The 23,952-nt window shown below is 42.2% G+C and carries 23 protein-coding genes; 9 read left to right on the forward strand and 14 right to left on the reverse strand.

Going from position 1 to position 23,952, the window contains the following annotated elements:
- Positions 1-239: 239 nt before the first annotated feature.
- The 5 genes from rluB to rnm form a co-directional block, all read right to left on the reverse strand.
- On the reverse strand, positions 240-1,112 hold the full coding sequence (gene rluB, locus ND16A_RS20890) for a 23S rRNA pseudouridine(2605) synthase RluB (RefSeq protein ID WP_033075892.1): 873 nt from the start codon (positions 1,110-1,112) through the stop codon (positions 240-242).
- A gap of 9 nt (positions 1,113-1,121) precedes the next feature.
- Complete coding sequence (gene scpB, locus ND16A_RS20895; RefSeq protein ID WP_052072786.1) at positions 1,122-1,718, reverse strand: SMC-Scp complex subunit ScpB; 597 nt, start codon at positions 1,716-1,718, stop codon at positions 1,122-1,124.
- Positions 1,706-2,533, reverse strand: coding sequence for a segregation and condensation protein A (locus ND16A_RS17640; RefSeq protein ID WP_033075893.1), 828 nt, complete (start codon positions 2,531-2,533; stop codon positions 1,706-1,708). Before ND16A_RS17640 ends, scpB begins: the two co-directional genes overlap by 13 nt.
- Positions 2,534-2,572: 39 nt before the next feature.
- Positions 2,573-3,193 carry an L-threonylcarbamoyladenylate synthase gene (locus tag ND16A_RS17635; RefSeq protein ID WP_033075894.1) on the reverse strand — a complete coding sequence of 207 codons (621 nt, stop codon included), beginning with the start codon at positions 3,191-3,193 and terminating at the stop codon, positions 2,573-2,575.
- 78 nt (positions 3,194-3,271) lie between these two features.
- A complete protein-coding gene (gene rnm / locus ND16A_RS17630; RefSeq protein ID WP_152593769.1) occupies positions 3,272-4,159 on the reverse strand; it encodes an RNase RNM in 888 nt (295 codons plus the stop codon).
- A gap of 507 nt (positions 4,160-4,666) precedes the next feature.
- On the opposite strand from rnm, the gene ND16A_RS17625 reads away from it, so the two are divergent.
- The 7 genes from ND16A_RS17625 (at position 4,667) to ND16A_RS20495 (ending at position 11,672) form a co-directional block, all read left to right on the forward strand.
- A complete protein-coding gene (locus ND16A_RS17625; protein WP_033075895.1) occupies positions 4,667-6,310 on the forward strand; it encodes an anthranilate synthase component 1 in 1,644 nt (547 codons plus the stop codon).
- Positions 6,300-6,920 carry an aminodeoxychorismate/anthranilate synthase component II gene (locus tag ND16A_RS17620; RefSeq protein WP_033075896.1) on the forward strand — a complete coding sequence of 207 codons (621 nt, stop codon included), beginning with the start codon at positions 6,300-6,302 and terminating at the stop codon, positions 6,918-6,920. Before ND16A_RS17625 ends, ND16A_RS17620 begins: the two co-directional genes overlap by 11 nt.
- A 1-nt stretch (position 6,921) precedes the next feature.
- Positions 6,922-7,947 carry an anthranilate phosphoribosyltransferase gene (gene trpD / locus ND16A_RS17615; protein ID WP_033075897.1) on the forward strand — a complete coding sequence of 342 codons (1,026 nt, stop codon included), beginning with the start codon at positions 6,922-6,924 and terminating at the stop codon, positions 7,945-7,947.
- Positions 7,940-9,346, forward strand: coding sequence for a bifunctional indole-3-glycerol-phosphate synthase TrpC/phosphoribosylanthranilate isomerase TrpF (gene trpCF / locus ND16A_RS17610; RefSeq protein ID WP_033075898.1), 1,407 nt, complete (start codon positions 7,940-7,942; stop codon positions 9,344-9,346). Before trpD ends, trpCF begins: the two co-directional genes overlap by 8 nt.
- Before the next feature lie 15 nt (positions 9,347-9,361).
- Positions 9,362-10,573, forward strand: a complete 1,212-nt coding sequence (gene trpB, locus ND16A_RS17605) for a tryptophan synthase subunit beta (RefSeq protein ID WP_033075899.1) — start codon at positions 9,362-9,364, stop codon at positions 10,571-10,573.
- Positions 10,573-11,409, forward strand: coding sequence for a tryptophan synthase subunit alpha (gene trpA / locus ND16A_RS17600; protein ID WP_033075900.1), 837 nt, complete (start codon positions 10,573-10,575; stop codon positions 11,407-11,409). Before trpB ends, trpA begins: the two co-directional genes overlap by 1 nt.
- Positions 11,410-11,510: 101 nt before the next feature.
- On the forward strand, positions 11,511-11,672 hold the full coding sequence (locus ND16A_RS20495) for a DUF2897 family protein (protein WP_081945414.1): 162 nt from the start codon (positions 11,511-11,513) through the stop codon (positions 11,670-11,672).
- 225 nt (positions 11,673-11,897) lie between these two features.
- Here ND16A_RS20495 and ppiC read toward each other — a convergent pair whose 3' ends face one another.
- Positions 11,898-12,176, reverse strand: coding sequence for a peptidylprolyl isomerase PpiC (gene ppiC, locus ND16A_RS17595; RefSeq protein WP_033075901.1), 279 nt, complete (start codon positions 12,174-12,176; stop codon positions 11,898-11,900).
- Between the two features lie 123 nt (positions 12,177-12,299).
- Between ppiC and can the strand changes: the two genes are divergently transcribed.
- A complete protein-coding gene (gene can / locus ND16A_RS17590; RefSeq protein ID WP_033075902.1) occupies positions 12,300-12,899 on the forward strand; it encodes a carbonate dehydratase in 600 nt (199 codons plus the stop codon).
- Positions 12,900-13,236: 337 nt separating this feature from the next.
- On the opposite strand, the gene ND16A_RS17585 is transcribed toward can, so the two are convergent.
- The 8 genes from ND16A_RS17585 to ND16A_RS21200 all read right to left on the reverse strand — a co-directional run bounded on the left by ND16A_RS17585 (position 13,237) and on the right by ND16A_RS21200 (position 22,629).
- Entirely contained in the window at positions 13,237-14,502 is a 1,266-nt protein-coding gene (locus ND16A_RS17585; protein ID WP_033075903.1) for a tetratricopeptide repeat protein, read from the reverse strand.
- Positions 14,502-15,128: an energy transducer TonB gene (locus ND16A_RS17580; RefSeq protein WP_033075904.1), complete on the reverse strand. Its 627-nt coding sequence runs from the start codon at positions 15,126-15,128 to the stop codon at positions 14,502-14,504. The genes ND16A_RS17585 and ND16A_RS17580 overlap by 1 nt, the downstream gene beginning before the upstream one ends.
- 2 nt (positions 15,129-15,130) lie before the next feature.
- Positions 15,131-15,535, reverse strand: coding sequence for an ExbD/TolR family protein (locus ND16A_RS17575; RefSeq protein ID WP_033075905.1), 405 nt, complete (start codon positions 15,533-15,535; stop codon positions 15,131-15,133).
- A gap of 12 nt (positions 15,536-15,547) precedes the next feature.
- Complete coding sequence (locus ND16A_RS17570) at positions 15,548-16,072, reverse strand: MotA/TolQ/ExbB proton channel family protein (protein WP_033075906.1); 525 nt, start codon at positions 16,070-16,072, stop codon at positions 15,548-15,550.
- Positions 16,072-17,427, reverse strand: coding sequence for a MotA/TolQ/ExbB proton channel family protein (locus ND16A_RS17565; RefSeq protein ID WP_033075907.1), 1,356 nt, complete (start codon positions 17,425-17,427; stop codon positions 16,072-16,074). Before ND16A_RS17565 ends, ND16A_RS17570 begins: the two co-directional genes overlap by 1 nt.
- Positions 17,427-18,200 carry a DUF3450 domain-containing protein gene (locus ND16A_RS17560; RefSeq protein WP_200880793.1) on the reverse strand — a complete coding sequence of 258 codons (774 nt, stop codon included), beginning with the start codon at positions 18,198-18,200 and terminating at the stop codon, positions 17,427-17,429. The genes ND16A_RS17565 and ND16A_RS17560 overlap by 1 nt, the downstream gene beginning before the upstream one ends.
- 506 nt (positions 18,201-18,706) lie before the next feature.
- On the reverse strand, positions 18,707-19,618 hold the full coding sequence (locus ND16A_RS20055; protein ID WP_052072787.1) for a class I SAM-dependent methyltransferase: 912 nt from the start codon (positions 19,616-19,618) through the stop codon (positions 18,707-18,709).
- 197 nt (positions 19,619-19,815) lie between these two features.
- The gene (locus tag ND16A_RS21200; protein ID WP_033075909.1) at positions 19,816-22,629 is read right to left on the reverse strand and encodes a TonB-dependent receptor domain-containing protein; all 2,814 of its coding nucleotides are present in this window, start codon (positions 22,627-22,629) and stop codon (positions 19,816-19,818) included.
- 536 nt (positions 22,630-23,165) lie between these two features.
- Between ND16A_RS21200 and ND16A_RS17550 the strand changes: the two genes are divergently transcribed.
- Entirely contained in the window at positions 23,166-23,942 is a 777-nt protein-coding gene (locus ND16A_RS17550; protein ID WP_033075910.1) for a TSUP family transporter, read from the forward strand.
- The last annotated feature ends 10 nt before the right edge of the window (positions 23,943-23,952 follow it).

Genomic DNA, 23,952 nt, shown 5'->3' on the forward strand with positions numbered 1-23,952 from the left:
CAGCCGAAATCTACGCTGCTGGAGATAACGGCTCTGCGCTTGCTACTTAGCAAATGCAACCAGTATCGTTGAATGCAGAAATAACCTAAAGCCTGATGATCAGGTTTGTGTAAGTGTTTTAGAACGGATGAATAGTGTTTAGCAACGGCTGGCATCACCATACAAGGTCAATCAAAGTTAATGATTTCTAGTTCTGTGAGAAAAGGAGCAAAATGCTCCTTTTCTAGTTAATAAAAATGTTACTTCCTTTTGCGTCTGGCTTGCTGCTGGCCTTGCGCTTGCCGTTGTTGATGTTTTTTCACATTTTTTCGAATTTTTCGGCTCTTGGTGTTGTCGATCTTCTTTTCATCGACCTTCACTTTCGATTTCGTCTCTGCTGGTAGTTGCACTAACTTGCGATAGTAATTGACGTCTTTTAAACCCAGTTCTATCCAACCACCAAGCGGCAGGCGACGTTCCATCGCCAAATCACCATAACGTACCCGAATAAGTCTGCTAACCTGTACGTCCTGGCTTTCCCAAAGGCGGCGAACTTCTCTGTTTCGGCCTTCGGTTAATACCACATGAAACCAATGGTTGCGGCCTTCACCACCTTTGTAGGTGATCTTGTTAAATTTCGCCATGCCATCTTCAAGCTTAACGCCATGACGTAAAGTTTGTAGCATAGCTTCATTAATTTCACCAAAAACACGTACCGCATATTCGCGTTCAACTTCATGTGAAGGGTGCATCAAGCGGTTCGCTAATTCACCATCGTTGGTAAAAATTAACATGCCAGAAGTGTTGATATCCAATCGGCCTACGGCAACCCAACGGCTGCCATCGATGCGCGGAAGTCGGTCAAATACCGTGGGCCGACCTTCTGGATCTTTGCGAGTACACATCTCACCTTCGGGCTTATTATAAACCAACACACGACAAGGCTGCTCATCGGCGTCAGCAATTTTTACCGGATGACCATCAATACGAATTTGCTCAGTGCCATCGACGCGGTCACCAAGGTAGGCCACTTTGCCATCCACACTGACGCGGCCGGCACCAATAACAACTTCCATTTCACGACGCGAGCCTTTACCCGCTCGTGCTAGCACTTTCTGTAATTTTTCAGACATTGATTAAACTCATTCTGTTTGCGTTGCCTTCTCGGCAAGTGATGCTGCATCAACAGGGTCAATGTTGATGTCGAGCTCGGTCACGTTCAGCAACTCGGGGAGTTGTGCCAGTGATTTTAAGGAAAAATAATCGAGGAACTCTGTCGTTGTCGCAAATAATGCCGGTTTGCCTGGCACTTCTTTATGGCCAATAACGTGGATCCAATCTCTTTCCTGTAATGTTCTAATTATATAACTACTTACCGCAACTCCGCGAATATCTTCTATTTCGCCGCGAGTGATCGGTTGCCGATAAGCAATTAATGACAGTGTTTCCAGTAAAGCCCGTGAATATCGTGGCGCTTTTTCTTTAAATAACAGGGCAATAAAATTGCTATATTGATCTTTTGCCTGAAAGCGGTAACCCGAGGCTACTTCGACTAAACTAACACCGCGCGCATCATAATCTTTTTGCAGCTGTTGTAACATAGCTAATAGTCGTTTTTTGCTCAATTTAACCTGTTCGGCCATGGTTTCTTGAATATTCTTTACCGATAGCGGTCTTTGCGCAACAAATAACATCGCTTCGATTAACGGCTTTAATTCTTCGTCGGTTATTTTTTGCATAGTTTTACTCGAACGTCACCATAAACTTGCATCTGCAAACATTCTATTAATGACTCTTTAACCAATTCCAGTATGGCTAAAAATGTGACCACAACGCCAGCCTTACCCTCTTTGACATCAAACAGTTCGCTGAATTCTGCATATTGCTGTTGCCGCGCTCTGGCGGCCAACAACTTCAAAATATGGCTCATTCTTTCGCGGGTAGACAAATATTCCCGTTGAATATGATGGTGCTCAAACGCAGCCACCCGCTTGAGCACACCTTGCATTGCCAACACCAGTTCTTGCAAATCAACATCGGCTTGTACCAATCGCGGTTTAAAACTATCCGGCAATTTTGCACTGGCCTGAACAGTATCACGTTCCATGCGTGGCAACTGATCCAAATTTTGGGCGGCATGTTTGATAACTTCATACTCTTGCAACCGTCTGATAAGTTCGGCGCGGGGATCATGCTCATCATCTTCAACATCGGTTTTCGGCAATAATAAACGAGATTTGATTTCTGCCAAAATTGCCGCCATGACCAGATATTCGGCGGCAAGTTCGAGTTTTAAGTCTTTCATTACCTCTACGTACTCCATGTATTGGCGGGTAATTTCGGCAACGGGCAAATCGACAATATCAAATTTTTGCTTACGAATAAGGTACAACAATAGATCGAGCGGTCCTTCAAATGCTTCCAGAATAATTTCCAACGCATCGGGCGGGATGAATAAATCTTGCGGCTTTTCGACAACCGCTTCGCCATGCACTAGTGCCAGAGGCAGTACTTGCTGAACCATGGTGCCATTATTAGTTGTGCTGTTACTCATAATATTGTTATTGATATACGCTTTACCCTTGCCCGCGGCTTAAGTGAAAGGCGCGGGGTCGCCCTCTCCGACTCTGATCACTTGTGGGGTTTCTTCGGTGCAATCGATCACTGTGGTGGGTTTTTCACCTAGATAGCCACCATTTAAAATTAAATCCACCTGTTTTTCCAAGTTATCACGAATTATCTCCGGGTCATATTCTGCCATATCGTTGCCTGGCAATATCAAGGTTGTCGACATTAACGGCTCGCCCAACTCTGCCAATAATGCCATTAGGATATTGTTATCGGGAATGCGAATACCTATGGTTTTCTTTTTCGGATTTAATAATCGCTTCGGTACTTCTTTGCTACCTTTAAAAATAAAAGTGTAAGCACCTGGGGTGTTGTTTTTTAACAAACGAAAGTTGCTATTATCCACTTGTGTATAAATCGAAAGCTCAGACAAATCTCGACAAATCAAAGTGAAATTATGATTTTTATCGATATTACGAATACGACAAATTCTGTCCAATGCTTTTTTATCCCCAATATGACAACCTAGAGCGTAGCCTGAATCTGTCGGGTAAACAATCACTCCACCTTGCTGAATAATCGTTACCGCTTGTTTTAATAACCTGGGTTGCGGGTTATCAGGGTGCATGTAGAAAAACTGGCTCATTTTAGTTCCTTGGTACGTTAATTTTTATCGCCGTTGGTAAACGAAAGCTAATTGCCACATATCACTGGTACCCACTGATCACTGGTTTTTATTCCAATGCTGCCATATTACTGACAAATTATCGGGAACGGATAAGTTTTTGCCTAGATCACTCCATCGATTAGGATAATGAAAGTCCGACCCTACCGATGCCTGTAAGCCATATTGCTGACATAGCTCAATCGATAACAGCTTTTGTTGGGGGTTCATTTGTGCAGATACGACTTCCATCGCATCCCCGCCAGCATCATTAAAATCAACTATCAATCGGCGCAGCCATTTAGTCGATAAACCATACTTCATCGGATGTGCTATCACGCTGTAACCACCAGAGGCATTAATTACCTCTATCGCATGTTCGATAGAACACCATAGCGGCTTAACATAGGCCCGTTGGCCCTTACCAATATATTTATCAAAGGCTTTTTGCAATGTCGAAACTACGCCTCGATTATGTAAAACTCGGGCGAAATGGGCACGCGTGATGGTGCCATCCTGAGCAAGCGTCTTTGCATCTTCATAGCAATTTTCGAAACCGGCTTTGGTTAACTTTTCCGCCATTAAATGCGCTCGCTCTTCTCTTGCTTGTTGCTGTGATGCAATTAATGAAGTGAGCGCGGGATGCTGGACATCCATATTTAAACCAACGATATGAATTTCAAAGTTTTGCCACAGGCTAGATATTTCTATGCCAGAAATTAACCTTATCTTTAAATTATTGTCACGAATATGCTGCTCAGCGATGGTTACGCCGGCGACGGTATCGTGATCAGTAATGGCAAACTGCTCAATCTGATAATTACTGGCTCTGTCGATTAATTCAGCAGGGGTTAAATGGCCGTCAGAGCATTTAGTATGGCTATGGAAATCAACTCGAATAGAATTGTAACTATTACTACTTATTTGTGCGTTATCAGTTGACTTCATTGCGATTTTGGGTTTTCCTATAGGCAGAGTCATTATTTTACGTGCTAAAGTGTTAAATTGGTACTTAATAATTGTTTCTTATAATACTTAGGCAACGAAGTTAACCTTAATTAATCAAAGTGAATAACAAATTACCATGAACATTACGCAAGCAACCGTTTCAGCTGTATTCAATATTTGGTGGTGGCATAACCTTACATAGTGGGTTGTGGACTTTGTGCTAAGCAAAAAATTCTAAAAACCCGCTTACTTAACAGGCGGGTTTTTTCGTTTTAGAACAGAAAGAGATTGAATAGACTATTAAAGTAGTTAAATTAAGACATTAGAGACATTAAAATAGAGAAAAATATGTTGAATAATCACGTAAAAGCATGGTTTATCTGGTGGCTGCAGCCACTTTACGCCGGATGACACACTTAAGTTAAACAAATTAGGACAAACCATGAGAAATATCACAAATTTTACACTACAATCTTTGACAACACGAAACACTGAAGGGGCAAAAAAATGAGCCACGAAAACCTTCATCACCAGCAAGTGCAAACAACACGTTTAGGGGCGGTAAAAAGCCAGTTGTTAAGCACTCAATATCAAGCAGATCCATTAGCACTGTATCGCACCTTAAGTGCCAAGAGTAATAATTCATTATTGCTGGAATCGGCTGAAATTTCTGACAAGCGAGCGTTAAAAAGTTTGTTACTGGCCGATACCGCATTAAAAATAGTGTGTAATGGCAATACGGTAAGTCTCTGGGCCAAATCCATAAACGGTGAGTCTGCCCTGGCCTATTTACAACAGCAATTTTCCCAAGAAAGTTACCAACAGGCGGTCACTATTACGGCGCCGAACGAGAGCACATTAACCCTAACATTTCACCCAGAAAGTGTTGAACAAGATGAATTATCAAGGTTGTTAACGATTAATCCGCTGCAGGTGCTTCGAGAACTGCAAGCGCTTAACACTGACGATAAACATCCTTTTGCAGTGTTTATCGGTGGCGCCTTTGCCTTTGATCTTATCGGCATAGCTGAGCAATTGCCTGCTGTTGAAGACAGTGAAAATAGTTGCCCGGATTATGTTTATTATTTGGCCGAAACATTGATCGTTATTGATCATCAACAACAAAGTACCGAAATACTGGCCAGTATATTTTCCGGACCAAAACAAGCGTTGGCTGAGCAGCAACTTGCGCAGCGTTTAATTGCCCTAGAGCAGGTCTGTCAGCAACAATTAACCAGCAAAACACTCGATTTACAACAACGCCTTGAAGCTGAAGTCCAGGTCAATATTTCCGATCAGCAGTTTTGCCAGCAAGTCGAGCAACTAAAAGAGCACATTCGCGCCGGTGATATTTTTCAAGTGGTGCCTTCGCGTACCTTTGCTATTGATTGTAAAGACGATTTAGACGCCTATCAGGCATTAAAATTAACCAACCCCAGTCCTTACATGTTTTATTTAAAGGATGATGATTTTTCATTATTTGGCGCATCACCTGAATCGGCGTTAAAATTTTCGGCCAGCAATCGACAAGTTGAAATTTATCCTATCGCCGGAACCAGGCCACGGGGGTTTAATGAAGCCGGAATATATTCTGCCGACCTTGATGGTCGAATTGAGCTCGAACTGAGAAACGATGAAAAAGAAAAAGCGGAGCACTTAATGTTAGTCGACCTGGCACGCAACGACATTGCCCGGGTGTCAAAGGGCGGCACCCGCCACGTGGCCGAGTTGTTAAAAGTCGATAGATATTCGCATGTTATGCATTTAGTCTCTCGCGTCATCGGTACGTTGGCGGATAAATTGGATGCCTTACACGCGTATCAGGCATGTATGAATATGGGTACTCTGTCAGGCGCACCAAAAGTAAAAGCGACAGAGCTTATCCGCAATATTGAAGGCAAACGTCGTGGCAGTTATGGTGGCGCGGTGGGTTATATCACTGGCCAGGGCGACATGGATAGCTGTATCGTCATTCGTTCTGCCTTTGTAAAAGATAACATCGCTTATATACAAGCCGGTGCCGGGGTTGTTTATGACTCTAATCCGCAGGCTGAAGCCGATGAAACCCGACAAAAAGCGCAAGCGGTGATCAAGGCTGTACAAATTGCCAATGCCAATTCGGCGGCAAAGGAGATGCACCATGACAGCTAAATCGAACACCAAACTTTACATGTTAGATAACCTCGACTCATTTACCTATAACCTGGTGGATGAATTTAAAAGCTTAGGTTTTGAGCCAATCATCTATCGCAATACCGTTTCGGCGGAATTCATTTTTAACAAAATGCAGCAAGAAACCGCGCCGGTGATCTTAGTTTTGTCCCCCGGGCCTGGCGAACCAAGAAGCGCAGGCAGTTTGATGGAGCTAATTAGACTGAGTTTAGGCCACTACCCTATTTTTGGTATTTGTTTAGGTCATCAGGCCTTGGTTGAACATTATGGCGGTAAGGTAGATAGAGCCGGTGAAATCGTCCATGGCAAGGCATCTTTGATTGAGCACCGCGGAACAGGAGCTTTTCAAAACTTACCCTCGCCTTTACCCGTGGCCCGGTACCACTCATTGGTCGCGACTATCATGCCTGATGATCTGGAGATGATAGCTCATTACCAAAACCTGCCGATGGCAATTGCCCATGAGCAAGATAAAGTATTGGGCTTTCAATTTCATCCTGAGTCATTACTCACCTCCAAAGGCAGTTTGCTGATCAAGCAAAGCTTTGACTATTTGCTGGCACAACCATCAATTGAAAAGGACATTTAAGATGAACCATGTATTGCAACAACTGCTCGACGGTAAGGATTTAAGCCAAAGCCAAACCGAAGATTTTTTCAGTAAAGTAGTGCAAGGCGAAATAGAGCCGGCATTACTAGCCAGTGTGTTAACCGCGTTAAAAATAAAGGGCGAAACGCCTGATGAGATAGCAGGCGCCGCCGTGGCAATAAGAAATGCAGCAAAAGCATTTCCAGCAACCGATGAAATGCTGGTTGATTGCGTTGGCACCGGCGGCGATGGTCACAGCACCATTAATATATCAACGACGGCAGCAATTGTTGCTGGCGCTTGTGGTCTCAAGGTTGCCAAACATGGCAATCGTAGCGTTTCCAGCAAATCTGGCTCTGCCGATTTACTCGAAGCCTTTGGCGTCAATTTAATGATGTCACCTCAGACGGCGGCAAAAAGTATTGCACAAAGTGGCGCGTGTTTTTTGTTTGCACCTAATTATCATCTCGGCTTTAAACACGCCGCCCCCGTTCGGGCGGCAATGGGAGTGAGAACCCTGTTTAATATTCTTGGTCCATTGGTTAACCCGGCAGCACCTAAAGTTATGTTATTGGGAGTTTATACGACAGAATTGTTGATGCCGATAGCCAAAGCATTGCAACTTACCGGTGTTCAGCGTGCCTGGGTGGTGCATGGTAGTGGCCTGGATGAGGTCGCGATTCATGGCAGCAGCCAAATTATCGAAATTGATGGCGATAGATTAATTGAAAAGACGGTAAAACCGGAAGATTTTGGTTTAGCCACTCATGTTTTAGAAAGCATCAAAGGTGGCACACCTGAGCAAAATGCGGCCTACTCGCTAGCAATTTTACAAGGTGGTGGTGAACCCGCGCATATTGATGCGGTAACGATAAACACGGCGGCCTTATTATATTTAGCTGGCAAGGCTAAAAACCTGATTGATGCCACAAAACAAGTACAATTAGTGTTAAAATCGGGGCAAGCAGCAGAAACGTTAAAGGCAATGGTTGCAATCAGTAATGGGGTTGAGAGTAGTAATGACTAATACGATAGAGAAAAATATTTTAGAGAAAATTGTCGCAGATAAACGCATTGAGCTTGTTCAGCTGAAGCAAGAGTTACCTTTAGCAAATTTTATTGATCAGCTACAACCTACCAGTAAAGATATGTATAAAGCCCTGGCTGAGGAAAATGCCGGTTTTATTTTAGAGTGTAAAAAAGCTTCACCGTCGAAGGGCTTGATCAGAGAAGTGTTTGATGTGACTGACATTGCCGGTGTATATAGTAAGTACGCCAGTGCCATTTCGGTGCTCACCGATGCGAAATACTTTCAAGGTTGTCACGACTATTTAAAAACGGTGAGTGACATGGTGGACTGCCCGGTACTGAATAAAGACTTTTTTATCGATGAATACCAAATACATTTGGGCCGTTATTATGGTGCCGATGCAATTTTACTGATGTTAAGTGTGTTATCCGATGAGGAATATAACGCGCTGGCGAAAGTAGCAAAAAGCTATAACATGGCCATTTTAACGGAAGTCTCGAACGTTGCAGAAACGGAGCGAGCGATTGCCCTTGACGCCAAATTAATTGGCATTAACAACCGAAATTTGCGCGATCTTTCCACCGATTTAACCCGCACCTTCGAATTAGCACCGATGATCCCGGATGATAGGTTAATTATTTCCGAATCGGGGATTTATACCAATAAGCAGGTAAGAGAATTAGCGCCTGCGGTAGACGGTTTTCTAGTGGGCAGCTCAGTGATGGCAAAAGATGATATTGACCTTGCTTGTCGTGAGTTGATCTATGGCACTAATAAAGTTTGCGGTTTAACGTCTGTTGCCGACATTAGTGCCGTGATTGATGCCGGTGCGATTTATGCCGGCTTGATCTTTGCCGAAAAATCACCACGTTGTATCAGTTTTGAACAGGCAAGACGCATTAAAGATGAAATTTTTGACTCGCCTATTGCCGGAATCAACTTTGTCGGTGTCTTTAAAGATCAAAGCCTTAGTGAAGTTGCCAACATTGCCAATCACTTAGCCCTTGATGTAGTACAATTGCATGGTAGCGAATCTGACAGTTATATTGCTGAGCTACGAGAGCACTTGTCATCGAGTTGCGCAATCGTGAAAGCGGTAAGTGTGAATGACAGCATTCCACCGTTTAGCGATGTCGCCGATAGCATCTTGCTCGATGCCAAACAAGGCGGTAGTGGCGAAGCCTTTAACTGGCAATTGTTAGAGCAAAGTCAGCAAGATCTTAGCAAAGCGATGCTTGCCGGCGGCTTATCAACAGACAATATTGCTAGCGCACAACTATTATGCAACGACCTGGATTTATCGGGTCTGGATCTTAATTCCGGCGTTGAAAGCGCGCCAGGCATTAAAGATCATCAGAAACTTACACAAGCGTTCGCGCTTATCAGACGTTATTAACGAGGCAGTCGTATCATGACTCAAACAACTCAACACACATTAGATCCCTATTTTGGCGAATTTGGTGGCATGTATGTCAGCGAATTATTGGTGCCAGCGTTAGAGCAATTAGAAGCGGCGTTTATCGACTCACAGAGCGACGAAGCGTTTCAGGCTGAATTTAACAAACTGCTCAACTCCTTTGCCGGTCGACCAACACCACTGACCTTATGTCGAAATATTGTCGATAATCCGCTGGCAAAGATTTATTTAAAACGTGAAGACTTACTACACGGCGGAGCCCATAAAACCAATCAGGTTCTTGGTCAGGCGCTGCTGGCAAAGAAAATGGGCAAAACTGAAATCATCGCCGAAACCGGTGCTGGCCAGCACGGTGTTGCGACCGCAATAGCCTGTGCCCTGCTCGGCTTAAAATGCCGGGTTTACATGGGTAAGGTAGATTGTGAGCGCCAACAACCTAACGTGTTCCGAATGGAATTAATGGGTGCAGAAGTGATACCAGTGACCGCTGGCTCTGGTACGTTAAAAGATGCGGTAAATGAAGCATTGCGCGACTGGTCGGCAAATTATGACAAGGCTCATTATTTGTTAGGTACAGCTGCAGGGCCGCATCCGTTCCCAACGATAGTAAGGGAATATCAAAAGATGATCGGTATTGAAGCGAAAGCTCAAATTTTAGCAGAGCAAGGCAGTCTTCCCGATTACGTAGTCGCTTGTGTTGGTGGTGGCTCTAATGCCATTGGCATGTTCCATGATTTTATCAATGATACTGAGGTTAAGCTCATTGGCGTTGAAGCCGGAGGTAAAGGCATAGACACAGCACAACATGGTGCGACTTTAGTTGCCGGCAGCAAAGGTATGCTGCACGGCGCCTACACTTACATCATGCAAGACAAATATGGCCAAATTGAAGAGTCATACTCTGTATCTGCAGGGCTTGATTATCCGGGCGTGGGCCCACAGCATTCGCTGTTGAAAGAGATTGGTCGCGCCACTTATGTCGCAATTAATGATGATGAAGCCCTGGATGCTTTTCAAACTCTGTCTAGGACTGAAGGGATCATTCCAGCGCTTGAATCATCGCATGCTTTAGCGCATGCGTTAAAGATTGCCGAATCCGCAACTATCGAGACGGTAATACTGGTGAATTTATCAGGCCGAGGCGATAAAGATTTAACTCATGTTCATAGTATTTTAAGTGGTGAAAACTACCGGGAGAACAAATAATGTCTAGCACTTTTACAGCCACAACATCGACTGCCGGTCAGCGCTACAATGAATGTTTTGCCAGTCTCGCCGACAAGCAGCAAGGGGCATTTATTCCATTTGTTACCATTGGCGATCCCAATAAAGAGCAATCAATCAAGGTCATCAAAACCTTAATTGATAACGGTGCCGATGCATTAGAGCTTGGCATACCGTTCTCTGACCCAAGCGCCGATGGTGTTACCATTCAAATGGCAGCCAAACGTGCCTTGGATGCGGATATTAACACTGATGTTTGTATTGATATTCTCAAAGAAATCCGAGCGTATAATAGCAGCATTCCTATCGGCTTATTACTGTACGCCAATTTAGTGTTTGCCCGAGGACTGGATAAGTTTTATGGCGATATGAAAGCGGCTGGTGTTGATTCAGTACTGATCGCCGATGTGCCGATGCGCGAAAGTGAAAAGTTTGAACAGGCAGCACTAAAACATGATGTGGCGCCAATATTTATTGCCCCACCAAATGCATCAACTGACACTTTGAAAAAAGTTGCTGCGCACGGCCAGGGTTATACCTATGTGCTGAGTCGCGCCGGGGTGACTGGCACAGAAGTGAAAGCCAATATGCCCGGCGCTGAATTAATTAATACCTTACGCCAATACGATGCCCCGGCACCAGTACTAGGCTTTGGTATTTCCAGCCCGAAACAAGTCTCTGAAGCGATGGAAAATGGTGCTGAGGGGGCGATTAGTGGTAGTGCAGTAGTTAAAATTATTGAAATCAATCTTGATGACGAAGATGCAATGCTCAATGATTTGGCTAAGTTTGTGCGCGAAATGAAAGCGGCAAGTTAAGGAAAAGCCACGAGTAGCGGGCTTCGAGCTACTGGCAGCTGTTTTTTAGCCCGTAGCCCGTAGCCCGTAGCCCGTAGCCACAAGAACATATAAGGTAAATTATGACAACAACAATCTGGTTAATCATTGCTACAGTATTAATGTTTATTGTCAGTGGCATTTATCTGCTTTATAAAAGCGCGAAAAAATTTAATTTATCAAAACAACAACTGGAAAAAATAAACCAACGCAACAGAGAACAAGATAAGAAAGACAAGGAATAAACTTCAGGGCCAAGATTATATAGAGCGAACAGCAGCCCTACACGATATAAGAAATAACACACCGTCATCCCACCGTGCTTTTGGGTGGGACCTCCTAAATTCATAATGAGCCTTTAATAAAACCACCTTAAAACTGGAGGGGGTTCCGCACAACAACATCACGGAATGACGGTGCTTATTTTCCATTAATGTGCATACTTCAGGGATGTCTCTCGCTTCTGATCCCTACGTTCGATATAACGTTTTGATAATATGATAGCCAAATTTGGTTTTCACGATAGTTGGCGTCAAAATTTCACCGCTAAACACGAATTTATCAAATTGGACAACCATCTGCCCCTTCTTAAATTCACCAAGATCTCCGCCTTTTTTCCCTGAGGGACAAGTGGAATATTTTTTCGCTAACGTTTGAAATTTTGCTCCTTTGTTAAGCTGTGTCAAAATATCTTCAGCTAGTGTCTTATGCTTTACTAAAATATGAAGTGCGTGTGCTGCTCTGGCCATTATCCATCCCTTTAAGAAGATAAAATGATTTGACATCATTTTATCATGGAAAACTGCTTTACATAATCATTAGATTTAATGACAATATCGATTAACATTCAGTTTAATTGAGCAATATAACATATGGCGTCATTAGAGCATTTATTTGAAAATAATAAGGTGTGGTCAGAAAAAGTAAATCAAGAACAACCAGGCTTTTTTGATAAACTTGCCAAACAACAGTCCCCTGAATATTTATGGATTGGTTGTTCCGATTCCAGAGTACCGGCGAACCAGTTACTTGGATTGGCCCCCGGTGAGATATTTGTACACCGAAATATTGCCAATCAGGTAGTTCATACCGACCTTAATTGCCTGTCAGTGATACAATACGCCGTTGAAGTATTAAAAGTGAAGCATATCATCGTTTGTGGCCACTTTGGCTGTGGTGGCGTAGCAGCTTCCCTCGATGACCAGCAACATGGTTTGATTGATAATTGGCTCCGTCACATCAATGACGTCTACCGTTTCAATAAAGACGAATTGAATAAATTATCCGGGCAAGAGTTAACCGATAGATTGTGTGAGCTAAATGTGGTGGAACAAGTTGCCAATGTGGCCAATACCACGACATTGATCAAAGCCTGGAATGCAAATCAGGAAATAACCATTCATGGTTTTGTTTATAATTTACATGATGGTGTGTTGAAAGACTTGAATGTGAGTATCGATACGAGACCATAGTTTTCGTTTATCGATAAACTAGAGAACATACCCAAAGGAGCCGCAGGCTCCTTTTTTTTACGATTAAACTTGATATGTTATCGAAGCACATTTTGAATTTCGGAGGTCCCGTGGCAAGCACGGGATGACGGAGTACTTTTTCTATAAATATATGATTATTCGAAAGATATTTTTACTAATTTAGTGGTCAATTCAACAATTTTTATTAATTTAAGCCACGTCATTCCGACGCAGGTCGGGACCTCCTTGCTTCACAACGAGCTTAGTTAACTGTCCTCTGAAAATAAAAAAACCAGCCTTAAGCTGGTTTTTTATTGATGCTATAAAAAGCGAAAGACTAAATCTTTTTCTTACGTTCAGCAGTGTCTCTGATGTAAGAAGCCCACGCACGCGCGGCTTTTTTCGTTTTAGGATCTGCTTGTGCTTTTTTAATCGCAACCGTCGCTTGTTTATATTTTTCCTGGTAGAAGTAAGCTTCAGCCAAGGTCATATAAACACGACCCGGGTTTTCGATACCTAAGTCAATTGCTTTTTGCAGCGCAACTGTAGCGGCATTGTACTGCTCAGATTGCTGTAACAACATTCCTTGACGGCGGTAATGTTTTGGATTGTTAGACAGTTTCGCCGTTTCACCAAAGTATTTAGCTGCGTTTTCAATCTCTTGCGAGGCATGAAAGGCATTTGCCATGGTGTAAAGGTTGGTATCTGTACGCGCAATCAAACCACTATCGATGTACTTTTCCAGCAACATAGCTGATTTATACGGCACATCATTGGTGGCATATAAATTCGCAAGGGTTTTAATTTCTGACTCCTTGGTCAGGTAACCTTGCTTGTAAGCTAAATCTAAGGTGTAAAGTGCTTTGGTGTAGTCTTCAACTAACATGTAGAACATGCCTAATTGCGTCCACCATTGCTTATTCTCAGGGAATATTTGCAACACTTCTTCAAGTACTTTAACCGCTGGTTGATACTGTTTACGTTCGTAATAAGACGTTAACTTTAAGATGTATGGATTTTGATTCGGCTCTTTAAACAAACCGATTGCTTTATCGGCAGGGCTGATCATTTTATCCAATTGCTTTAACTCATAATGAGCCTGGGCAATTTTTACATAAGTATTGGCGTCTTCTTCACAGGTAAAATCCATCCAAGACTGATAATTCGTCAACGCATTTTCATATTGCTTTTCCTGCATTTGCAAGTCGGCCAATAATTTAATGGTATCGGAATGCTCTTTCTCGTTAAGAACGTTATTTTTTACCGAACTTTCCAGATAAGGAAGTGCCTTTTTCGAATCATCACCACCTTTCATTGCATACATATTTGCAATAAAGCGATCAAGATACGCGCGGTCATATTCTTTACTGGTTTCAATATCCAGTAATATTGTAATCGCATCATCAACTCGATCTTCCGAATAGGCAGTGAAAGCTTTACCCACTTTTTTACCTACCGATGGACCAACGATCTTAGTACGAGCTTTCTTCTTCGGCACTTCCTTCGGGCACGCCGCAGCTGCATTAGCTGTGGTTGCCAAAGGTAGAGTCGCCGTAGCGACAAACGCAACCATCATTGAAGAACTGATAAGTTTTTTTAACATTACTGTGCTCCCCCTTCCTGGTTCATCTTGAAGTCAAGTTGTACTGTCATGCCTGGTTGCATAACCGGTTTGCCATCAACCATTTTAGGTTTGTATTTCCACTTGCGAAGCGCACGTCTGGCTTCTTTATCAAAAATACGTTTTGGTTGAGCTTTAATGATTTTTACGTCTTCAACTCCACCGACTAAGTTGATGGTAAAACTCAGTTGCACCCAACCTTCTTTACCGTCTCGCGCTGCTTGAATTGGGTATTTTGGTTCAATACGAACGATTGGCGTTGCTTCACCGTCGCGACCAAAACCTGCACCTGGTCCTTCCATACCTGCCGACGCGCCTGATAACTCAACACCCGGTACGTTAAACGTCATACCTGCGTTGTCGTTACTAACATCCGGTGTCGGAGCCTGAGGCTTCGGCGGAGTTTTCGGCGGCGGTGGTGGTGGTGGTGGCACACGTTTGCGTTGTTGTACATTCGACTTAGGTGGCGTAGAAACGATATCAATAATGATCTTATCTTGATCATCAACATTACGCTTTGCACCACCAGAAATCAAGAATGCCATAAAGACAAACAAGCCAAAGGTTACAGCAACGCCCAATAGTATTGATACTAAAAAGCGAACCATAATTAACCCCCTGAGGCTGCAGCAATAGAAATCTTATCGATCCCTGCATCCTTGATAGCATCCATTACTTTCACAACGACACCGTGTTTGGCGCCTTTGTCAGCTTGAATGATTACAATATCAGTTGGTTGTTCTGCTAGTAGTTTTTCGATGTTTGCTGAAACACGTTCAACATCAACTACACGCTTGTCCATCCATATTTCACCGTTCTCACGAACAGCAATAAAGATGTTCGCTGAAGGTTTTTTACTTGCATTAGCCGCTTTCGGCTTTTGCACATCAATACCAGCTTCTTTTACGAATGAAGTGGTAACGATGAAGAAGATAAGCATGATAAACACGATATCTAGCATCGGTGTCATATCAATTGCAGCTTCTTCGTCTTCACGTTTTATTTTACGAGCCATTAGAAAATCTCTCTAGTGATGAGGTAAGCTATCAATCAGCTTAGCCTTCGCCATTTTAACTTTTGCGTCCAATCTAGAGCTAAAAAACACTCCAGATAGTGCTGCAACCATACCTGCCATTGTAGGAATTGTTGCCATCGAGATACCCGCAGCCATCAGGCGAGGGTTACCAGTACCTTGTACTGCCATAATTTCGAATACTGCAATCATACCGGTTACAGTACCTAGCAGGCCGATAAGAGGACACATAGCCACCAATGTTTTTATGGTTAACATGCGCGCGTCTAATATCTCTGTCGCTTCAGAAATCCATGTATCTCTAATTCTGTGAGCATACCAAGATGTCGTGTCGGTTCGAGCGTCCCATTTAGCGATAATATCTCGCTTCAATTTTGGGTAAACTGCTGATAAGAACCAAAACTTCTCGATCATTAGTATCCACATTAAGAAGAGTGCCAAGGCGACGAAGTATAATACGCTGCCGCCAGTGGCAATAAATTCCCTGACAGATTCCCAAAGCTCTATCAGGAAAATCATTACTGTTTCTCCTTCTCGGCGATAGAAGCAACGATACCGGCGCTTTGCTCGTCAAGAATGTGGAAGATTGATTTACCACGACCTGCCACAATAGAGTGAACCAGGATTAGCGGTAAAGCAGCGATTAGACCTTGAGCTGTAGTTACAAGCGCCATCGAGATATCGCCAGCCATGATTTTAGGATCACCAGTACCGTATAGAGTGATTGATTGGAATGTACCAATCATACCTACAACTGTACCTAATAGACCTAATAGCGGAGCAATAGCGGCTAAAATCTTGATGATGTTAATACCACGTTCAATTTTCGGCGTTTCACGTAAAATAGCTTCATCTAATTTAAGCTCTAATGACTCAGCATCGATGCCTTTGTTGTCATAGTATACTTTTAACATACGACCCAGAGGGTTGTTTTCATTAGGTTGTGAAGTATTTTTAAGTTGTGATTTGATTTTCGCGCCTACGGCACCTAAGAAAATCATACGTTCAAGAGCAATTAAGAAACCAAAGGCAAGAACAGCTGTGATTACGTAACCCACTGTACCACCTTGATGGTAACGCTCTTCATACGTTGCTTTTTGTGTTTCCAGGTTAAGAATTTGGCCTTTTGACGGGTCAAGGTATAACGGCGAGTAACCAGAAGAGTTAGCTAAGAAAGGTGATACTTCACCTAAAATTGCACTGTCAGGCTGTTTACCTAGCGGTTGAATTTGACCGGCAGAGTCGTTGTAGTTTAAGTAACCTTGTTCTGAAATAAGGTTAAATGAACCAACACGAGTCACTTGCGCTGAACCTTTAGAGCCGTCAAGTTGGGTAACTTCAGATTCGAAAGAAACAATTTTTCCTGATTCAGTCATTTCAGTTTGCATCGCAAACCAAAGTTCTTCAAGTTCAGATAAAACTGGGATTTCTTTCGCGTTTGCCAGTTTATCAAGAACGGCTTCACGACCAGGGTATTGTGAACTTACGATTGAAGTTGCAATACGGCCATAGGCATTACCTGATGCACGACGAACAACACCAAACATTTCACCTAAGTCACCTTTTGCAGCTTCAAGCTCGGCTTCTTTAGTGGTTAGCATCGTTTCGTTGTCAGCAAATTGCTTAGTTAAACGCTTGTTACGAGCATTCTCTGCTGTTAAGTCTGCTTGTGCTTTACTAAGAAGAGCTTGTTTGTCAGCTCGTGCTGATAAAAACTCTTGCTCGCGTTGTTTATCAAGTTTAGCAACCGATACGCGGTCAGCTTTAACTTGCTTTAATAAGTCGTCTAATTGGTTCGCTGCTGCATTTGAAGAAATACCGGCAGTTAACGTTAGAGTGGCAGCAATCGCTACACTTTTAATAAATTTATTCATTATTCACCAGCCCCCGCTGCATATACTGGTAGTTTGATAAGATCAGGAGCAGTTTGTTTACGCGCCATACGAATTGCTTTAGTGATTGGGCTTAAGTACTCATCACCTAAAGCTTTCCAGCTGCGAGAACTGTGTTCCCAAATCCAAGCATTTCTTAAATCAAGAGATTGAGCGACAAGCGCAGTACGCCCCATGTGGACGAAATCTACTGTGATATTTTGTCCTTCAAACTCCAGATCACCTTGGTAGGCTGAGAACATTGAACCGTAATCGGTTTCAATTTCGTAGGCTTCCAGTACTAAACGAAATTGCTCAGCTACAGAGATACCTTGACGAGACATTACATCTTTAAGGCGCTCTAGGCGTACGGTACGATCAGCCAGGTTTACCGGAATATCCGCAGTAATGAATTGCTCTAATGAGTCAATCATTTTGTACATTAACGGTACAACGCCTTTTTTCGTTTCCTCGATAGTGCCGATTTGACGAATTAAAGAATCAATACCTTTTTGCTGGTCATTCACTAAACGTTGAACGTGATCGTTATATACTTTCAAGTTCTCAGTTTCGTCAACCACTGTACGATACTCAGCTAAAAGCTCTTGAGACTGCTCGTAAATGTTATTGATTTTTTCTTGAGATTTGGTAGAAGCTTTCATAATAGAAGCTTCACTCTTATGGAGTTCCTTAAGGTCTTTAGCTGCAGCGATGTTGCTGCCGGCTAAAGCCAGTGCGCCAATAATCGACGATGCGATAAGGCTTTTCTTGCTTATTTTGGACATAGTTCCCAACCAATTGCTAATTAACTTTTCCCAAAAAATCCATTAAAGGGTATTTAAGGACCCAAACACAAACGGTTACAGTTGTAATTAATTTATGCTCAGTATTTTGAGTTGTTATTTTCTAGAGACACAATTTTGTTAACCTTGAATTACAAGTTAAACCTGTAAAGTTAACCAAATCGTTATTTCTAAGCTGCTTTTATAATAAAGCAGCTCTATATAAGACAATAGCTACACGCTAATGTCAAACTTTTTGCTTTTTTTGAATAGAAACAGTTAAAAAACAACCATTAGAGTTTGTTTTTTAACCGCTTTTTACCAAATACATATAAGAAAATGCATTCAGCACAGATTTTGACTAACTGAAATTAGTTAATCAAGCTCATTTTTTTTAAAGTTGTAGCTGTAATTGTACAGTTAATACTTACTACTTAAATTATAATCGGCTTCCGCCATTTAGCCATTTACAAAGAGAAATTTACTGCATAATATTGCCTTTAAGCCTTTGTCAGCAGTATTTTCCAGGCCAAAATGTTGTTTTGATCATCAACAACGGCTGAAAAGTCAACGATTGTTAAGTGATTTTGTTTACATAAGCTGCTGACTTTACTTTGTTCCACCTTACTAATGGCGGCATTGGCCAGATCCGTTAACCGGGCGATGGAACCTTTTAACTCTTGCTCAAAACCATTAATTATTTCACTTTGTTTTGCCTGATTTTGTAGTACAGCCTTTACAAACAGGTGAAAATTTGTCGCCATAAAGCTATTTTTATCCGTTTTTAATAGCTTCTCCATGTATTTATTTAACTTATTTCGCCAGTTTTCCGACTTTGGACTGCCCTTACCGGTTTTATCGAGTTCTGCCAATAAACGTTTAACGATAGACATTCCGCCAGATTTACTCTGTAATTCAAGTGACATCATTAAGATGGCAAGATTAGGCTTAACGATGATTGAGTCATGATGATGACAAATAAATTGCGCTTGACCAGTTTCGGCAAGAACACGAGCAACTTCAGCTAAAGATTTTTTTAAATTTGAATATTCAATACCAAACTGCGAAATGATTAAGTTGGCAGAATTATCGGTAAAGGGTAATTGCTCACAATTAATGCCACCGGCAAAATGAGTTTGCTCAGATTTATTTAGCAATGGTTCTTTTATTTGTATTTTTGCTAAATCGATTGCATCGATATAAGGAAGGTTGTCTTGACGTACGGCGTCATAAATAAGCCCTACTAACGCACCATTCCCTGTGGCGATATCAATTACCCTGTCATCCTTATTAAGCGCAGAAAATACCTCACTCCACACGTTTTTAAGGGTACCCACATAGTTATCTTTAATATCGTCCCCAAATGAGGTTAAGTGGCCCTGGCGCCAGTATTGGCTCCAATAATTACTCATTGCTTGTTTCCTTTAAAAAAGTGCTGCAGGTTTCAGATATATAGCTCCTAGTTCCTAGTTCCTAGTTCCTAGCTCATAGCTCATAGCTCATAGCTCATAGCTCATAGCATTATGTAATGATTGTGAAACATCTTTCAATAAAAAAGGCCGCTAAAAGCGACCTTTTTCAATCTACTATGTATTAGCTACATAAGTTCTTAGAACTTGATGTTGTAGCTTACACGGTAGTCACGACCGTAGTTGTTGTACAGGTTAGCATCATCCCAAGTACCAACAGATGATAATACTGGATCTTCATCAGTTAGGTTGTTCACTTGTAGAGTTAATGCGCCGTAGTTACCAGCATCGTAAGTGTAAGTGAAGTGATGGATTAACCAACTATCTAACTTACCTTCTTCAACAAGCTTGTCATCGATAACAGAATCAGTTTCTGAAGTATCAGCAGTGTACTGTGAAGTCCATGCTAAGCTGTGGTCACCCATAGTCCAACCAAGAGTAGCGTTGGCTTTGTGATCTGGAGCACCAGCAGTTCCTGAGTAATCAAACTCATCACCCCAATCCATTACGAATGAATTGATCATGTTGAAACGGAAATCACCGAAACTAGTTTCTAGACTAGAGTTAAACGTTACGTCAACACCTTCGATGTCTAATTGGCCACCGTTGAAGTAACCAGTACCGGCTTCAAGAAGTTTGCCGTCTTGAGTACGAATTAGGTAGAAAGTATCACCAGAAACGTCAGCACCAGGTGCTTTAGCTGAAATTTCACCTTGGTCTTCATCAGTTAATAATGATTGCACTGACTTGGTTGAGATCACGTCTTCAATTGATAATTGGAAGTAATCCACTTTCAAGCTAACGTCATCTGTAATGTCCCAAGCAACACCAATGTTAGTGTACTCAGACGTTTCTGGACCTAAGTCTGGGTTAGACTTGTAGTAGGTATCGTGCTGTTGTGATGTACAATCTGCACGGTCAATACCCGCAGATTCACAACCTCGGTAATCGATAGCTGACTCTGCAGAGAACGTAGTTGCAGCATTTAGCTCATCTAGACCAGGAGCACGGAATGCTTCTGAATATGATGCACGGAATACTAAACCGTCAAGAATTTCCCAACGAACAGAGGCTTTAGGCGCAGTGTTATCGCCGAAATCAGAGTAATCATCGTAACGAACCGCTAAGTTCACTTCTACCGTGTCAGTTACAGGCAATGCTGCTTCGTAGAAGAATGCAGTAATATCACGAGCACCTGATGAAGAGTTACCGGCAGAGCCACCGACTAAACCAGCTTCTGATTGACCGTCGTAAGTATCAGCAAATGATACTTCCATGTACTCAGCACCGAAGAAATGAGCTACGTCACCGCCAGGTAGTTCGAACATGTCAAAACCAATGCCACCGTTGTATTGGTCAAACGTTGATTGAGAGTTTTGTAAAGTGGTTGCTTTCATATTAGCAACACCTTCGTTTAAGTCGATATCGTTAGCGATGTTGTATGCTAAACCACCGTATGCTAAGTAGTACTCACCAACTGATTTGTTATCGGCAACGTTTCTGTGGTAGTAAACTTCCCACGTAGCATTGTTCCAATCTAACTCACCACGAAGACCGGTTAAGTAATCTTGGTTGTAATCAGAGATGTTACCATCACGAGTACCGATATCTACCCAACGGTAGTAACCTGTAGTCGTAGCGTAAGCCATATCTTCAAGCCATACACCGTTATTATAAACATCGCCTTCACCGAACTCACCATCGCCATCATTATCTTGGTAAGTAGGATCGCCATTTTCGTCATAGTCGTAGTATTGGTAATCGCCGTTAGCATCAGTGAACATTGGAGACCAGGCTAAACCATCAGTAGTGTTAGGGTTAGCAAAACCTAAACCATCATCAGAGATTCCGTAAGGGTTTTCTGGGTTGTCATAACCCATGTTACGCCAAGGAGCCGCTGGTGGTGCATAACGACCGAAAGAGTTGTTTTGCACGAACATTGCACGACCAAACCATTCAACGCCATCGGCAACTTCATAGTTAGCGTCAACGAAAACGGTGTTACGATCTACTGATGCAGTGTTGTAAGAAACGTTAGCGTAAGCGAACATACAGTAAGTTGAACCTGGTGACCAATCTAAATCGGCCTTAACTTTACGGAAAGTATCTTCACCGTACTGAGCAACTTTATCATCACAACTAGTTGATGCTTGTGCTTGTGAGAAATCAGGAGCTGCAACGTTTGCACCGTAGATAGACCAACCGCCGGTATCAACGTATGCTTGTGGATCATCACCACGCATTACTGCTTTGGTGTAATCACGAGCACCATCTGAGATGCCTTTACGTGACTGATGATCGAATGAGAAAGTGATGTTACCTTTATCAGTAGAGTAACCACCGATTACAGAGAATTCTTTTGAAGTTTGACCTTCGTCCTGGTCACGATGACCTGAACCAATGTTAAACTCTAAACCTTCGAAGTTCTTTTTCAAGATGATGTTAACAACACCAGCAATGGCATCTGAACCGTAAGTTGAAGAAGCACCATCGGTTAAGATTTCGATGCGCTCAACTGCCGCCATTGGGATGGCGTTAAGGTTAGCAGATTGACCACCAAGCGTTGGAGAACCTGGTAAACGCTTACCGTCTAACAATACTAAAGTACGGTTTGAACCAGCACCGCGTAAGTTAATTGTTGCTTGTGATTGCGCTGAACTACCTGAACGTTCTGAGAACGAACCGAAAGAGTTGAACGATGAACCACGTAACGCATCGGCTACGCTGAAGTTACCTTCAATTTTCATATCATCAGCTGTCATTACTGTAACAGGTGATGCACCTTCAAGGTCAGTACGCTTGATGCGTGAACCGGTTACTTCAATACGTTCGACTTCTTCTTCAGCTGTTGCTTCTTCTGCCGCGAATGCGTTTGCAGAAATACCAGCTGTAGCACTTGCACCAAAAACTAATGCAAGACGAACTGCTTTAGCAAGTTTATTATTGCTATACATGTTTACTCCCTGGACCACTATACGTGATTCTATTGTTTGAAAATCAAAGCTATGTTGCTTTGTTATTTACTTTCTTATTAATTAGGTGATTAGACCTGATCTGTCGACAGAGATAATAAAACGATTTTCTTTAACAGGTCAACAACATAAGTTACATAAATTCAAAATTCCTAACATTTAGACACACTCTATTAACATTTTGAACAGAAGATATTGCATACTTAATGCGTTTTTTTAGCTTTTTATGCACAACATAAATATCCAAAGAGATTAAATCGGTTACTAATCGAACACACACAACAAAGCAAAATAACCAAATAACAATGAGTTACATGTAAAGTTGAATTTTAACAGCTGTGTTTTGGATACTTTTCTGTACAAATTAATTACTTTTCATTTATTCAATTTAATTATTTTGCAATTCAAATTGCAAACACACAGTTTTTAATAAAAACACTGGCTATTTGAGCGTTATTCCTTCACTCTATCGGCAATTATCAAATCTCTTCAACCACTTTTGAGTTACCAAATTCTGCATGTTAGAGCTTTTTTCAGACCCCTATCTTTTACTTACCTTGTCATTAGTCGCATTTCTTGCGGGTTTTATTGATGCCATTGCTGGTGGCGGTGGCCTGCTCACAGTGCCAGTTTTGCTAACATCAGGCTTACCGCCGCACCTTGCCCTGGGCACAAATAAGCTGGCGGCTTGTTTCGGCTCTTTAACGGCTTCCCTTACCTTTTATAAAAAGAAACTGTTTAATCCCTTGTTTTGGTCGTTTGCTGCAATCGCAACGGCCATAGGTGCAACTGTTGGCACAATAATCGTTAACCTGATCAGTGCCGATATGTTAAATAAAGTATTACCGGTGGTGATTTTATGTTGTGCTTTATATACGTTCTTTTGCAAAACGGTATTTAACGAATCCGCAGCCTTGCCCACTCAATCTTTGGTTTTAAAGATAAAGCAAAGTATTCAAGGCTTTTTACTTGGCTTTTATGACGGTGCCGCAGGACCTGGTACGGGAACATTCTGGGTAGTATCCTCGCTTGCATTATATAAAATGAATATTTTAGTAAGTTCTGGATTATCCCGAAGTATGAATTTTATCAGTAACTTTGTTTCTTTTGTTATCTTCGCTTATTTGGGACAAGTGAATGTTATGCTGGGTTTAGCGATGGGCTTGTTCATGTTGCTTGGCTCCTGGATAGGTGCTAATTCTGCAATCAAATACGGCAATAAATTCATCAGACCCATATTCATTATCGTGGTAATGTTAATGGCAATAAAACTTGCTTACTTAGCATGGCTGTAAAGAGAGAATT

Origin of the sequence: Thalassotalea sp. ND16A (genome assembly GCF_000764205.1) — a bacterium.
Taxonomy (GTDB): domain Bacteria; phylum Pseudomonadota; class Gammaproteobacteria; order Enterobacterales; family Alteromonadaceae; genus Thalassotalea_A.